The 14,797-nt window shown below is 45.9% G+C and carries 15 protein-coding genes and 1 pseudogene; 6 read left to right on the top strand and 10 right to left on the bottom strand.

Annotated elements, in window-relative coordinates; genetic code table 11:
* The first annotated feature begins 39 nt into the window (after positions 1 to 39).
* Both K0036_RS04605 and K0036_RS04600 read left to right on the top strand, forming a co-directional pair.
* A complete protein-coding gene (locus K0036_RS04605) occupies positions 40 to 276 on the top strand; it encodes a helix-turn-helix domain-containing protein (protein ID WP_220431276.1) in 237 nt (78 codons plus the stop codon).
* 213 nt (positions 277 to 489) lie between these two features.
* A complete protein-coding gene (locus K0036_RS04600; protein ID WP_118188687.1) occupies positions 490 to 744 on the top strand; it encodes a helix-turn-helix domain-containing protein in 255 nt (84 codons plus the stop codon).
* Between the two features lie 101 nt (positions 745 to 845).
* Here K0036_RS04600 and K0036_RS04595 read toward each other — a convergent pair whose 3' ends face one another.
* The 8 genes and pseudogenes from K0036_RS04595 to K0036_RS04560 form a co-directional block, all read right to left on the bottom strand.
* Positions 846 to 1,151 carry a hypothetical protein gene (locus tag K0036_RS04595; protein WP_118188688.1) on the bottom strand — a complete coding sequence of 102 codons (306 nt, stop codon included), beginning with the start codon at positions 1,149 to 1,151 and terminating at the stop codon, positions 846 to 848.
* A gap of 272 nt (positions 1,152 to 1,423) precedes the next feature.
* Positions 1,424 to 1,921, bottom strand: a pseudogene (locus tag K0036_RS04590) (ABC transporter ATP-binding protein); the annotation flags it as partial.
* 139 nt (positions 1,922 to 2,060) lie between these two features.
* On the bottom strand, positions 2,061 to 2,966 hold the full coding sequence (locus tag K0036_RS04585) for a sensor histidine kinase (RefSeq protein ID WP_173693744.1): 906 nt from the start codon (positions 2,964 to 2,966) through the stop codon (positions 2,061 to 2,063).
* The gene (locus tag K0036_RS04580; protein ID WP_025644921.1) at positions 2,942 to 3,628 is read right to left on the bottom strand and encodes a response regulator transcription factor; all 687 of its coding nucleotides are present in this window, start codon (positions 3,626 to 3,628) and stop codon (positions 2,942 to 2,944) included. Before K0036_RS04580 ends, K0036_RS04585 begins: the two co-directional genes overlap by 25 nt.
* A gap of 4 nt (positions 3,629 to 3,632) precedes the next feature.
* Complete coding sequence (locus K0036_RS04575; protein ID WP_220430855.1) at positions 3,633 to 4,784, bottom strand: hypothetical protein; 1,152 nt, start codon at positions 4,782 to 4,784, stop codon at positions 3,633 to 3,635.
* A gap of 106 nt (positions 4,785 to 4,890) precedes the next feature.
* Positions 4,891 to 5,685 (bottom strand): sensor histidine kinase, encoded by a 795-nt coding sequence (locus K0036_RS04570; RefSeq protein ID WP_220430854.1) that lies wholly within the window; start codon positions 5,683 to 5,685, stop codon positions 4,891 to 4,893.
* 84 nt (positions 5,686 to 5,769) lie between these two features.
* Positions 5,770 to 6,189, bottom strand: coding sequence for a hypothetical protein (locus tag K0036_RS04565; protein WP_220430853.1), 420 nt, complete (start codon positions 6,187 to 6,189; stop codon positions 5,770 to 5,772).
* Positions 6,179 to 6,868, bottom strand: a complete 690-nt coding sequence (locus K0036_RS04560; protein WP_220430852.1) for a response regulator transcription factor — start codon at positions 6,866 to 6,868, stop codon at positions 6,179 to 6,181. Before K0036_RS04560 ends, K0036_RS04565 begins: the two co-directional genes overlap by 11 nt.
* A 171-nt stretch (positions 6,869 to 7,039) precedes the next feature.
* Between K0036_RS04560 and K0036_RS04555 the strand changes: the two genes are divergently transcribed.
* Genes K0036_RS04555 through K0036_RS04540 form a run of 4 tightly spaced genes read left to right on the top strand, consistent with a single transcriptional unit; the run spans position 7,040 to position 10,864 of the window.
* A complete protein-coding gene (locus K0036_RS04555; RefSeq protein ID WP_025644926.1) occupies positions 7,040 to 7,549 on the top strand; it encodes a hypothetical protein in 510 nt (169 codons plus the stop codon).
* A 1-nt stretch (position 7,550) separates the two neighbouring features.
* Positions 7,551 to 8,771, top strand: a complete 1,221-nt coding sequence (locus tag K0036_RS04550) for an ABC transporter permease (RefSeq protein ID WP_259283391.1) — start codon at positions 7,551 to 7,553, stop codon at positions 8,769 to 8,771.
* Between the two features lie 3 nt (positions 8,772 to 8,774).
* Positions 8,775 to 10,223, top strand: coding sequence for an ABC transporter permease (locus tag K0036_RS04545; protein ID WP_220430851.1), 1,449 nt, complete (start codon positions 8,775 to 8,777; stop codon positions 10,221 to 10,223).
* 11 nt (positions 10,224 to 10,234) lie between these two features.
* Positions 10,235 to 10,864 (top strand): ABC transporter ATP-binding protein, encoded by a 630-nt coding sequence (locus K0036_RS04540; RefSeq protein ID WP_220430850.1) that lies wholly within the window; start codon positions 10,235 to 10,237, stop codon positions 10,862 to 10,864.
* Between the two features lie 70 nt (positions 10,865 to 10,934).
* On the opposite strand, the gene K0036_RS04535 is transcribed toward K0036_RS04540, so the two are convergent.
* Complete coding sequence (locus K0036_RS04535) at positions 10,935 to 12,623, bottom strand: methyl-accepting chemotaxis protein (RefSeq protein WP_220430849.1); 1,689 nt, start codon at positions 12,621 to 12,623, stop codon at positions 10,935 to 10,937.
* Entirely contained in the window at positions 12,623 to 14,614 is a 1,992-nt protein-coding gene (locus K0036_RS04530; protein ID WP_259283390.1) for a response regulator, read from the bottom strand. The genes K0036_RS04535 and K0036_RS04530 overlap by 1 nt, the downstream gene beginning before the upstream one ends.
* Positions 14,615 to 14,797: the final 183 nt, after the last annotated feature.

The following is a 14,797-nucleotide window of genomic DNA, read 5'->3' as shown; positions in this document are numbered from 1 at the left end:
CTTTATTGCGAAATATTCAAGAAATGGAAGGACTTTATGATACAGAAAATCAGACCAGATATGGATATCGGAAAAAATATACAGGCAATCCGTTATGCGAATAAACTTACCCAGGATCAGGTTGTCGCAAAATTGAACCTGATGGGAATTTCTATGTCCAAAAGTACCTATGCCAAACTGGAAACTAACCGTATGAACATCAAGGTTTCGGTACTTGTTGCCCTTGCTAAAATCTTCCATACCGATATCAACGCATTCTTTTCCGGGCTTCTCTAAACCGGAAAAGCAGCCACTTCTTAAATTTCTCTTGTACTATTGCTCTTTCTTATTCTCTCCGTTTTTCTTCAACCGATTCCATCATCCTATTTCCGTATATTTCTTGTCTCACTTTTACAACCGATTGTATTCCTAATCCCATGTAAAATCAATAGAAAAAGTGCAAAAAGTGAGACAAACCTGCCAACACTATTTGCAGGAGGGATTAGAAATATGCCGAAACCGAAAACATCCACCGGGGAGAAAAACCTGATCAGCCAAAGGCTCATTGAACTCCGTCGCCAGCATAATATGTCACAGCGGCTCTTAGCCTACCAGCTTCAGCTGAATGGATATGATATGGATAAAAATGTGATCACCAGAATTGAGACCAATAAGCGTTACGTCACAGATGTGGAATTAAAAGCGCTTACTGAGATTTTTAATGTTTCCTATGAATATCTCATCGAGGGAAAAGAAAGGTCATAGCTTCAATCACATGAGGCTGTGACTTTTCTTTCATTCCCTTTAATTTTGAAAGTATGTCTTGCGGTTTCTCCTTTTTTGCTGCCTGGCTATATTGGTCCAAACTATTGATTCTGGATTTCATGCACCAAATCCAATATTTCTTTGATCCGTTCTTGTTCCGCTTCTCCATGCGTATATTGCATTTCACTGGCATATCTCCAAAGCCCCTGAAGCATAATTTCCTCAAAAAGTTTCGGATAACCTGACACAGATTTCTCCAATCCCCAATACTCTCCTATTTCATTTGCAATCTTCTCCAGTTTTAAACGTTCACTATCATTACCGTTTCCTCGTTGTTGTGCATACACCCGTATTCCATACTGCGTTGCCTGCATAAGTTTCTGTTGTGTTGTAAATTTTTTACTCATTTTATGCTTCTCCTTTCCTTTTCAACCACAACACTACCTTGTTTTCCACGAGAAAGCTATTCACACATACCACCAAAATACCTCCTGTAAACCTGTCTATTATTGACAATAAAAAAACTGCTACAAGGCTCTCTTCCCTCATACCAGATATTAATACTTTCTTCCTACTCCATACACATTTTTTCTCATTACTTGTGTATCATGTACCTATATTGTCATGTAATCCTACTGTGTACACTCTATGTACAGTAAGCACATGGGGTTCAGTTTACGTCCGCCAGAATGATGGCCGGCTTGGCTGCCAGAGCCCTCGCTAACGCCACCCTCTGCTGCTGGCCCCCGGAGAGCTGGGAGGGCATAGCCGACTTTTTGTCCTCCAGGCCCAGCATTTTAATAATCTCATTGACATGACTCTTCTGTGGACGGATGCCGTCCAGCTTGATGGGCAGGACGATATTCTCATATACATTCATCAGCGGAAGAAGGTTATAGTTCTGGAATACAAAGCCTATCTTCCTCCGGCGGAATATCGTAAGTTCATCTTTATCCATGGGAGATATATCTTTCTGTCCAATCATCACCTTCCCGCTGGTCGGCCAATCCAATCCTCCCAGCATATGAAGCAGCGTGGATTTGCCGCTTCCGGACTTACCCACGATCGCCAGGAATTCTCCTTGCCGGACCGAAAGACTGGCGCCATCCAAAGCCTTTACTACATTTTCTCCCATCCGGTAGTACTTCTTTAAGTTCTCTGTAACCAATATGTCCATATCGTACCTCCATATCTCTATATTCGCGCCATCCGGCGCCTGGAAATAATATAGCAAATGCTTCTTTCTCAAATCTTTCTCAAATGTGACAATTCTGACAGAAAAGGAATGTGCCGAAGCACATTCCTGCGGTGTCCCATCAAAAATTGGGAAGATAGATGCAAAAGCAGGTTCCTTTGGCATACTCGGACCGGACCTCGATATACCCTCCCTGCCTGGCTATAATCTCTCTGGCCAGATATAGGCCGATCCCCATTCCCGGCTCTTTCTTCACATCCCGGGAACGATAGAACCGTTCAAATATCAGCCCCTGTTCTTCTTCCCTTATCCCGATTCCCTCATCCTGAATCCTGATGCAGGTGAAGGCTTCGTTTGGAGCAATCTCTATACGCACTTCCGAACCTTCCGGCGAATACTTTAGCGCATTCTCCAGAATATTCCTCACCGCTTCCAGCGTCCACTCCATATCGAACTTGCAGAAGATCCGCTCCCCTTCTGGCTTCCTGATCAGAATCCTCTTTTTCAGCGCCTCCACTTCTACTGCCTGGCAGGCCCTGTCGATCAGTTCTTCTGCCGAGGCTGTCTGCGGGGTGACAACAATCATATCCGTCTCCATATAGGATGATCTTACCAGTTCTTTCATGAAGAAATCCAGTTTCTCTGCCTGCCCCTGTATCTTATCCGCAAGCAGCCGGGATTGTCCATCCAGATTCTTTTCCTGCAGCAGTCCGGTATATAGCATAATATTAGAAAGGGGCGTGCGAATCTGATGGGAGATATCGGAAATCAGGGATTTTATCCTGTCCCGGTCCTGGTATGCCCTTTCTTTGCCCATACTGGAACTTCTAAGTAGTTTGTCCAGCCGTTCTGTAATTGCCGAATCCAAGGATTCGTCATACGCAGATGCTTCTACTTCTCCATTAAGCGCATCATCCAGACGCTGCAGCAAGACTTCCATCTCTTTCTTCTTATTCCTGCAATCCCTTGCAAGCAAAAAAGCGACTGCACTCAACAGTAATATTATAGTTCCTGCGATTCCTGCCATATGTATCCCTTCCCATATACGGTTCTTATATATTCTGGCTTGGAGGGACTATCCTCCAGCTTGTCCCTCAGACGCCGGATTCCAACGGACAGGGCATTGTCTTCCACGTATTCCGTTCCCTCCGGCCAGACCCACTCCATCAGCCGCTCCCTGGTAAGTATCCTGCCTGCGTTAGTGACAAGAAGATACAGGATCCTCTGTTCCGTGCGGCTAAGTTCCACCGGGATATGATCCTTATAGAATTCCATAGTTTCAAAGCAGAAACGAAACGGCTCCTTTACATACTCCTGCTTTGAGCCGCCTGCACTGCGGCGAAGCAGCGCCCGGATCCTCGCCCTTAACACCATCAGGCTGAAGGGCTTCGTGATATAGTCATCCGCGCCGCACTCCAGGCCCTTTACAATATCCAGTTCCATATCCCTGGCGGTCAGAAGCATGATAGGCACTTTGCTTCCCCGTCTGATCTCTCTGCAAAGTTCCAGCCCGCTTCCATCCGGAAGATTAATATCCAGAATCAGCAAATCGAACCGCTTTTCTCTTTGCATCTTCTTTGCTTCCATAACTGTTCCGCAAAGCGTGAAAGAAAGATCATCGCTTATCAGGGCCATCTCTATTCCCTCTGCCAGTTCCCGGTCATCTTCCAGCACTAAGATCTCCTGCATTCTTTTAACCTCCCTGTTCTATTTTGGCAATCTTCCTGGCATAATCCATTCGTTCCCGTTCTCCTGCCAGTTCGCCCAAATAAGGATATTCGGCGGCAGCGCTTTCAAATTGCTCCCGGAAACGCTTCGCTTCTGCTTCATCCTTCCCCGCCAGCAGTTCATAGGCATATTCCGTACGGAGTACAGGCAGTTTCTTTCTCATGTGTGCCATAAACTTTTCCTGCTTTTCGTCCAGCAGGGCTTCCAGCCGATCCTGCCGATTTTCCCCAACCAGCTCGCAGTATATCAGCTCGACAGTCAGCAGGCCGCGGTGCATCCCGGTTATGCCTGTCTCCATAGAAAGCAGTCTTTCTATCGTCTGCCCAGCCTCTTTGAATCTCATCTGATCGATCAGGCGGGCACAGGCAAGCACTGCTGTTACGGCAATCGTGCCATTCTTTAGGGCTTCTTGCTTCGGCATCTCAAACCATTCCCCGGGCATCTCTTTCATACGGATCCCTTCCGCCTGCTGCCGACTGATCTGCCCCTGAATATAGTAAGCATCCAGGGCTTCCTGATTCTTCCACAGACAGGCCGCATTATATCCATCATTATGAACCAAGCCGCCTGGGACTGGGATTCCATTGCTAAATGCCGATAATGCGCCAAATACTGCGATAATCGCTAGCCAGGCGGACAGGACAAGGTGCTCCTTAAGCCCCAATGCCCCCACTGCAAATACGGCTGCGGATACAAGGTTCAAGAGAACTCCCCCAAGATGATATGGCAGACAGGAACTGCGTCCATCTCTTATTTGCGGCGGGTACATCTGGCACTGTCCCATCGCTTCGAAAAGCGCTGTCCTTTGAAAGCGGATTTTCTCTCCCTCTTTGACCCACGTAAAGCCGCCAATGTCAAAAGAGCGGAACTGGTATCCCGTCAGAAGTCCAAATATCAAGTGTCCCGCCTCATGAATCAATATTTGCAGGAAAAAGGCCACATACATCCCCACAAAAAGCAGAGCCATAAAAAGAAAGGAGACTCCCATTGACTCTCCCGCTGACTCCAGCCGGTTCGATACACGAATTATAAAGGCGATGCAGCCCACGATGGCTGCCACCTCCACAATCAGGCGTATCTGCGCCATCCCCCGCCCATGTTTTATCTTTCTGTCCATATCCCTTTCCTCCTCACAGCCGCTGCCATGCAAAGAAGCGCCCAACGCTTCCGAATCTTTCACCACATGCTATTAATATAGTTCATAATTCCGACATACGCAAGAATTAAGATCTGGCCGGAATGGTGACATAAAATGTTGCGCCCCCACCCTTCGTATCCTTAAAGCCAACCGTGCCGCCCAGCATCTTTGCCAGTTCAGCGGCAATGCTAAGTCCCAGTCCAAAATGAGACTTAGCCGCATGGGACTTATCTGCGCAAAAGAACCTGTCAAAAATATAAGGCCTGTCCTCCTCTGCGATTCCCTGCCCATGATCTATGATATAAAACGTGATTTCCCTGCCAGTTGCCATACATTGTATTTGAATCAGAGTATTTTTTATAGAGTGCTCGAGAGCATTCTCCATAAAAATATTCAGTATTTGAAAAATACGTTCCTTATCCGTATAAAGTTCCGGGTAACTTACATCTGACAAATCCATCTTCAAAGTAATGCGATTCTTCCTGCAGATGGATTCATATGCCTCATATAGCGTGATCAGCAACGTATCTACATCAACGGGTCCCTTATTCAGAGTCCAGGTTCCTGCGTCAGATGCGGCTAGAAGCAGCATATCCCTGACCAGTTTTGACATCCGCATGCATTCAGAATCTATCGTTTTTAATGCGCTGCCGGCCTGGGGATCAATCGTGCTCAAGTCACTGATCCTCTCTACATTTGCCATGATTACGGCAAGTGGTGATTTTAATTCATGAGATGCCGATGCTATAAATTCTTTCTGACTTTTTAATACATTTTCCGTTGGCTTAAAGGCTCTTTTTAACACAAGACTTATCAGGCAGGCAATCCCCAGCAAAGACGCAAGCCAGACTCCAAGATAGAACGGCAGATGTTTTTTCATTATTTCCAGCGGGCTTTTCTGTCTGTAAATAAGAGATAGCTGATAGAAACTGCCTTCTTTGGAATCGATCGATGCAGGTATTCCCTAATACTTTTCATGGAATTCTCCTTGAACTTCATAGATGCCTCCCTGCTGTGTCGAACCGAGTCTTTCTTTATTTGGCGGCGTCTGCACAATCGTCTGCTTCTGCAGATCTGCCAGCTGCTTGTCTGCATTGGCCAAAGAAGCGGCATGGCCCTGATATAATATCCGGCCGCTTTCGTCTTTTAATACGCCTGCAATCTCATACCTGTCCTCATATTCTTCCATAAGTTCTTCATAGTCCCGCGGATGCTCTTCCAGCTGATAGATAAGCAAGGTGGCCATTCTCTGGAAGAAACTGCTTTGGTTCCCTTTTTCCGTGCTGATATAATTGAAGCCTATGATCGCCATCACCATTGTAATGATCAGCATTGTAAAACTTACGGCAATCAGATTTAATTTTTTATATAATTTATCTAACATTTTTCTTCTCCAATTTATATCCGGCACCATAAACTGTTTTTATCTCACAGCTGCTTTTCAGTTCTTTTAATCTTTTCCGCAGGAATGAAATATAGTTATCAACATTTCCTAATTCTACCTCTGAGTCTGCACCCCATATCTTTAAAATCAGCTGCTCTCTTGTGTATAGCGTTTCCGGCTTACGCATCAGCACATACAGTAATTCGGACTCTTTTGCCGTCAGTATTATTGTCCTGTCCGGACTTGATACCTTTCGGCTTGACTTATCAAGTTCCAGATCCGCATAGTTTAAGATATCCGTTGTCTGTATCTTCGCCGGACGTCTTGTCAAAGCCCTTACCCTGGCAAGAAGCTCGCGGATATGGAACGGCTTGACCAGATAGTCATCCGCGCCTCCATCCAGCCCCTCAATCCGTTCATCGATTGCCGACATGCCTGTTGTGATGATGATCGGAATGCGGATTCCTTTTCTACGCATTGCCTTTATGATGGTCAGCCCGTCAATGATCGGAAGCATCCTGTCGACGATCGCCAGGTCATATCCATATTCGGCATTCAGAGCATAGAGCATCGCGGTCTCCCCATCTGTACAGCAGTCCACCACATATCCGCTTTTTTCAAGTTCTGCTCGAATAGACGTGCACAGTTCTAAATCATCCTCTAAAAGAAGTATCTTCATGTCTCATCCTATCCTTTACTTCCTAATTATACTGGTATCAATAAGTATATCAGACAATCCTGTAAAAATCCTCTAAAAAGCCTTCTGAAATGCATCCGGTCATAGAGGATTTTTAGAGCGGATCCGCACTACAATTATGGCACAATCTCATCAAGAAAGGTGGAATGTAACATGAAACGTTCTCAACTAGCAAAAGGTCTATTCATCGCTCTGTGCGCAGTCATGCTCTCAGGATGCCAGACTTCCTCTCCGGGGAAAGACCGCAGGCCTGAAACGGACTCTGCCACTTCACAATCCCAGCAAAGTCCTGATACAGGAAGCGATATCGACAGCCTGGCAGCTTCTGCGCTTGCGCACGGAGATGTCGTGGAATTCACAGAAAGCGGCTGCATTATTTCTCCCGTGCAGGACGATGGCGATACCTCTATAATCGCTGCTCCGGAGCATATGGATGAGACAGAAAAAATCACCATCCAGTACCAAGAGGGCTGCGAGGTTCAAATTGCTGTATCGGATGCCTCTACCGGAGAGACTGCTTTTCGTCCTGCATCCTTATCCGATATCAAAAAGCAGACCTCCATACTTGTCTTTGGCGAGAATCAGGATTCCGGGACTATTACAGCCACAAAGATAGTGATCTGGCAGACGGCTAACGCAACCGGAACAGGAAGTGGTGATTAGAATGACTTTTTATCAACTTGCAATTCGATATTTGATCCGTAAAAAGGGAAAATCCATTCTCCTGTTCTTTGTCCTCTTATTTGTAAGCAGTATGATATTAAGCGCGGCCATCATACTGCGCGCCTTCGGGGATTCCGAACAGACAATTCAGGCAAAGACAGGCTCAAAGGTCATTGTGGAAATAACAGATCAAGACCACCGGATTACAAAAGAAGAACTGCGGCAGATATCTTCCCTTGACGATGTCGCTTTTGTGAACCGTTCAGCCCACGCAAGCGTATTGCCTGACGGATTCGTCCCTATCACGAACAGTCTTTCCGGCAATGAGGACAATCAAAAAGCCGCGGTCATTTCTTACGACCGGCTGGAAAAAGACAGCGCTTTTTCGGAAGGCCAGTATCATCTGACGAAGGGGAAATACATTGGCCCGGATACGGTTAGCGGCGCGGTTGTCAACGCGCTTCTGGCGGATGCTAACGGTCTAGCGGTCGGAGATGCCATAGGATTCATAACCGAAGATGGGACTGGAGTTACCACAAAGATTGTTGGATTATTCCGATCGGGAAATGAGCAGAAGCAAACGTCTCAGACCGATTCCGTTCATCGCATTGAAAATCAGATATTTATTGACAATGCCACTTATGCCAAATTATTTGGCAGCCATGGGTACGACAAAGCGGCGGTCTATACGAGGCATCCCCAAAAACTTGCAAGCCTGCGGATCCGGCTAGAATCAATGCTGCAGGACAAGGCGGCAGTCACGGCTTCAGATCTCCTATATAAACAGTTGAAGGCACCCCTTGACCAGGCTGCCAGGGTAATCCGGCTGATGCTCATCCTTTCCACCGCCACGGGAATAATCGTCGTGTCCCTGCTGCTGTGCATGTGGATGAGATCCAGGCGGAAAGAAGCCGCAATCTATATAAGCATGGGAAGGAGCAAAGGCGGCATCTTCCTGCAGGCGCTTATAGAAGCATTCGCCGTATTGATTCTGGCGGCTGCCGGAGCCTGCGCTCTGGGCAGTTTTCTGGCGAACGCCTTGCAGACGCTATTCATCAGCAACGCTACGCCAGACATTGCTTTGGAAACGGCTTTGCAAGCCAGTGATGTACTCTCCCTGCTCGGGCTGGGCGGCCTGATCATCTTGATCGCGGTCACAATCGCAGCATTTCCAATTCTGAGAGCCAATCCCAAAGATACATTGGCCAAAATGGAGGGATGAATCATGAATAGTATTCAAATGGCTTGGCGCTGTGTTCTGCGAAAGCCTGTAAAAAGCATATTGCTACTTCTTACTGTATTTATCATAAGCCTCTCGCTTACCGCTGGCATGGCCAGCAAGAACGCCAGCATCGCAACCTCGGACACCGCAAGGCAGGCGATTGGCGCAGGCTTCTTGCTGGAAGAAAACGAGGCAAACCGTCATGCGCGGATCGAGGCATTATCAAGAAAAATCGGTGAGAATAAAGAAGGAAGCTTAGGAGGATATTACCAGAAAAAGACCATCATAAACGGAACCGAGAACTGGCAGTCCGGCACCGATAATTCTTTTGAAACATTATTGCTGGAAGATATCCGGAAAATTGCCGCCGTCCCTGGAATATCTGCTTACAACATTACAACGGGCACTATGGCGGTAAATCCTGTGAATTTTGAGCGGATTGAAGACGCTGACGTAGATCAGAATGCAGATATCCAGGGAGTAAGCCTGATCGGCAATCTCGATATGGCTATGGATTCCAATGTCTTGTCTGGCAATCTGTCGTTGAAAGCAGGACGGATGATCACAGGCAGAGATTCCGATGTCTGCATCATCTCGGAAGAACTGGCCGCAAAAAACAGCCTGACGATTGGAGATAATCTTGCATTTAACGACTGCCATGACCGGGAAGGCTCGGCTATTTACGAGGCGGAAATTATAGGCATCTATCAGACACGGCAAAAAATGGCCCCCTATATGTCCGGGGATACCTATCGTTCTGAAAACGTTATTTTTACAGATTTAAGATTTCCTGAAAAAGCGGAAGGAAACGAAAATAATCCTCTGTTTGCAAAAGCATATTTTAAAGTGGCGGATGTAGATGAATACGCTTCCGTAAAGGAGGCCATAAAGCAAGTGGATATTAATTGGGAGCGCTATGATCTGATCGACAATCATGGAAACCTTGACACGATGTCATCTAATTTCCACGATCTGCAAAGCATAAGCAATGTTTTGATCTGGATCATCGCAGGCGCAAGCTTTGTAATCTTATGCCTGATCTTCGTCTTCTGGATGAAAAGCCGCGTGCAGGAGGCAGGCATACTGCTGGCTCTCGGCACGTCCCAAATCCGTATTCTCCGCCAGATGCTGCTGGAGGCCCTCATGATCTCCCTGCTCGCGCTTGTCCTTTCTTATACAGCCGCGCCTGTTCTGTCCTCTTTTATTGCTGACTATCTGGTGGAACAGCAGATAGAGCAGGCAAAGCAACAGGATATGGCGGACGAAGGGAAGGTCGCAAAGCCTTATGAAGAGGCAGAACAGAAAGTTGTCGACGTACAAGCTGATATCACGTGGGAAATCATTCTCCTTGATGCCGTAGGGGTGACACTCCTGATTGCCATATCCATCACAACGGCAGGCATCATAATTCTGAGGAAGCATCCCAGAGACATATTAAGCCAGATGAATTAGGAGGTTAAAAGATGATCTTAGAAGCCAGAAATCTAAGTTATGCGTATAAGTCTCAAAAGTCAAAACAAATATTGGAGCACGTATCCCTGATATTTGAGGAACGAAAATTTTATACGATCGTTGGAGAAAGCGGAGCAGGCAAGACAACTTTTTTGTCGCTTCTGGCCGGACTGGATACGCCCACCGAAGGCGATATCCTGTACAACGGAGAAAATATTCAAAAGCGGGGATTAAATTATCACAGGAAGCATCATGTTTCTCTGGTTTTCCAGAATTACAATCTAATCGACTATCTCACCGCAAAAGAAAACGTGATCCTGGGCGGGCGAAAGAACCCGGAAGAATTGCTGGAAAAAGTAAACATTCCAAAGGAGGACTGGAACCGCAGCATCCTGCAATTATCCGGCGGCCAGCAGCAGCGCGTAGCCATAGCCAGGGCGCTGGCCAGCGAAGCCAAAGTCCTGCTGGCAGATGAGCCTACCGGCAACCTGGATGAGGGCACGGCAGAGGGAATCATCGATCTGCTAAAGCGTACCGCCCACGAAATTGGAAAATACGTGATCGTTGTCACGCATAGCAGGCGGCTGGCAAAAGAGTCCGATCGAATTATCCAGTTAGAGAATGGGACAATTGGGGGCTAGGAGTTACTAAACTCCTGCCCCCTTCCTATAGTTAGGCCTGGAATCTGTCTATAGTTCCAGAAACTGCAAACTATAGATTCTCTTTTAATTCAAACTGACCAAATAAACGTTTCAGCACCAGCGCCTGGCTGGAAAGTTCTTCACTGGCGGCCGCCAATTCTTCAGATGTGGCTGAATTACTCTGTACCACGCCTGATATCTGATGCGCTTCTGATTTAATCTGTACAATGGAATTGCTCTGTTCTTTACAGGAAACAGCAATCTTGTCCACAGTTGATACCACCCGTCTTATACTTTCCACAACTTTTATTAAAGATTCTGCAGTCATGCTTGCGACCTTTTTCCCTTTTTCTACCGCCTGGACCGTCTCTTCTATTAATTCTGCCGTATCTTTCGACGCGGCAGCCACTTGATCGGCTAAGGAACGGACTTCTTTTGCAACGACAACAAAGCCCTGCCCGGCTCTGCCCGCCCTTGCGGCTTCAACTGAAGCGTTTAAAGCCAGTATATTCGTTTGGAATGCAATATCGTTTATGGTTTTTATAATTTTGCCAATCTGGTCAGACCTGTCACTAATCTCCTCCATCGCTCCCATCATCTCCTGCATATGCCTATTGCTCATAGACACCTGCACGCCTGCCTGATCCGTCTGTATCCGGGCGCCATTGGCATTCTCTTCTGTCTCTTGTACATGGGATGCTATGCTGTTTATGGCAATTGCAAGCTCTTCCATCGAACTTGCCTGCTCAGCCGTGCCCATAGCGAGGCTCTGCGCTCCTGAAGATACTTGCTCGCTGCCTAAAGAGACCTGTTCTGACGACTGGCTTATCTGCCACAGAGTATTACTGAGATTCTTGCGCATCTCTCTCAACGAGATTAAAATTCGCTTATACCGGCCTTTATAATACTCTTCTTTCTTTGATCTGACGATAAAGCTTCCTTTGGACATAGATCTTAGAATATGGTCAATATCGTCAATGACAGCCTTCTGATAATCTATCAGTTCGCGAATGCTGCCGGATAGTCCTCCTAGTTCATCTTCCGACTTATAGGTAACGAATGCTGCATCCAATTCTCCCTTTGCCAGTTCCTGGGCAGCATGTTCTATTTCATCTACAGGTTTTCGGATACTGTTGGAGATACGTAGCCCAATCAGGGCTGCCAGTATCGCGCTGAATATAATAATTACAATTACTGCGATCACCGCCGATATCTGCGCCTGCTCGCCTTCCTGCACCATGACAAGCGCATTCTGTCCCGCTACATCCGCTATCTGCTGTAGCGTATCCGCCATTTGATCCAGCAAAGGTATGTAACTGTTTTTCATGACCCGGTAAGCTTCTTCCCCCTGACCGGATTCTATCAATTCAAACACTTGGTCCCGATATACGACTGCCTGCTGCAAAAGTGTCTCCACTCTATCCACCAGCTGAATGTCTCCTTTAAAGGTTTTACGGATAACAGGAAATGCAGCACGCATATCTGCAAGGCTATCGCTGGCCTTTTCTATGTAATTCTTCCTCGTACTCTCATCGGAGTCTAGTATAGCATTTAGAATGTCTCCTCTTGCTGACTGCATTTCCCTTCTTGCAGACCATACATTGACGGTAACCGTATAATTGTTGTTATAAAAAGAGGATAGGTTATTGCCAATCTTATTCAGCATAATCAGCGCGATAATGCTTGCAATGAGGCACATGCCAATTATGATTCCGTATGACAATAGCATTCTGGATTTTATCTTCATGTTTCGTAACATTATATCCTCCTTTTATCTGACGACAAACTATGCTGCTTTTTTATTAGTTCCGATACGGTTCCATAGAGCAAGTTCACATCAATCGGCTTCGCGATATGTCCATTCATTCCAGATGCCAGCGCCTCTTCTTCATCTTCCCGAAAGGCATTAGCTGTCATAGCCAGGATCGGAATATTCAGTGCATCCGCATGATGACTGGATCGAATATGTCTTGTCGCTTCGTAGCCTCCCATAACAGGCATCTGGATGTCCATTAAAATAATATTATAATAGCCACTAGGAGAAGTCGCAAAACGCTCGACTGCTTCTTTTCCGTTTTCTGCACAATCTATCTTTGCACAAGTTTCTTTTAGCAGTTCTACTGCAATTTCCCGATTCAATTCATTATCTTCAGCCAGGAGTATACGCTTTCCTGATAATAGCGGTGTAGAACATATTGACTCTTCCTTCACATCTGAATCCGAAGAAATTACGGATGATAAAGTTTGATACAAAGATGATTCAAACAATGGCTTCGCAACAAATGCATTGACTCCTGCTTTTCTTGCCTCTCCCTTAATGTCGCTCCAATCATATGCAGAGATAATGATTATCAATGTATCCGTCCCCAGTTCTTCCCGAATACGCCTTGTCACTTCAATACCGTCCATATCCGGCATCTTCCAATCGATCAGGCATACATCATAATCGCAGTAAGCTTCATGAGCCTTTCGTACCATCTGTACGGCCTCGCTGCCATGCTGAACCCAGTCCGCGTCAATCCCCATCTTTTTTAGCAGCAGACTGGCGTGCGTGCATGTATTTACATCATCATCCACTACCAGTATTTTGAGATTTTCTAATTTATATTCTTTTGCCTCCATAGCATCCTCCGGAACTTCTAATGGCAATTCCACTGTAAATGTGCTTCCTTCGCCAAGTTTGCTTTTTACATGGATCGATCCTCCCAGCAAGTCGGTTAAATTCTTCGTGATAGCCATCCCCAGGCCAGTTCCGCTATACTTTCTTGATAACGTGCCATCCTCTTGTTCAAACGGCGTGAAAAGACGATGTAAAAATTCTTCGCTCATGCCAATACCCGTGTCTTCCACGATCAAAATTAGTTTCGTGCGTCTGTTTTTCACAGGAGTCTGCCTAGCAGTCAGGCATATGGTTCCGCCGGCAGGCGTAAACTTAATCGCATTTGATAGTAGATTGAGCAGAATCTGATTGATGCGAAGAGAATCTCCAATCACGGTCTCCGATACAACATCCGTCATTTTACATTCAAACACGGTACCTTTGGCAGATGTCTGCGAATATATAGCAGGGATGATTGCCTCAAACATCTGTGGAAGTCGAAACGGTTCGTAATTAACAGATATTTTTCCTTCCTCAATTTTTGACATATCGAGTACATCATTTATCAATGAAAGTAAATGTTTGGAGGAAAATTCTATTTTTGACAGGCAGTCCTTTATTCGGATTTTATCATCCAGATTTGCCCCCGCTATCGTAGTCATGCCCACTATAACATTCATAGGCGTCCGAATTTCATGCGACATGCGCGAAAGAAAATCCTTCTTAGCATTGCCGGCCTGTTGCGCAAGATAAAGAGCATCCTGTAGATCATGTTCCCTGCGGGATAACTCCTCAATACTTTTTCGTTCTTGTTTATTTGACAGAATCGTTAAGCCAATTACTGAAAAAGCAAGAATCAAAGAAAAGACCATTGACGTAATCCCTGATTTCTGAACCTGTTCATTCAGGCTGCATATCTTGCCATCCGCAAAATCAATGATCGTCGTCAGGGAATCGCTTACCCGGTCATACCAGGGATAAACCTTGTTATCCATATATTCCTGTATCTCATACACTGAGTAGTTATCTGCATAATTGCAGGCTTTTGTCTGGGCTTCGATCAAGCCATCCATAGCAGCGCGCAGGTCATCCACATCTTCAACTGGGCCCAGATACCGTTCGTCAATAATCTCTATATCTGCATTTTGCATATCATAACGTTCCTGAAAAAAGGAGTCTTTATCCTCCTTAGAATCAAAAGCATGCGTTATAAGTATACTGGAAAAACTTTTCATATCCCATAGACGCGATCGCATACCACGCGCGCTATTGGACACTGTATACGGATGCTCATACATGCTCTGGGCATTTCTATTCATTACATAAGTAATAAA

This window comes from [Clostridium] scindens (genome assembly GCF_019597925.1).
Classification (GTDB): Bacteria; Bacillota; Clostridia; order Lachnospirales; family Lachnospiraceae; genus Clostridium_AP.
The sequence above is the reverse complement of the archived record's forward strand: the minus strand, read 5'-3'. Positions and strand labels throughout refer to the sequence as shown.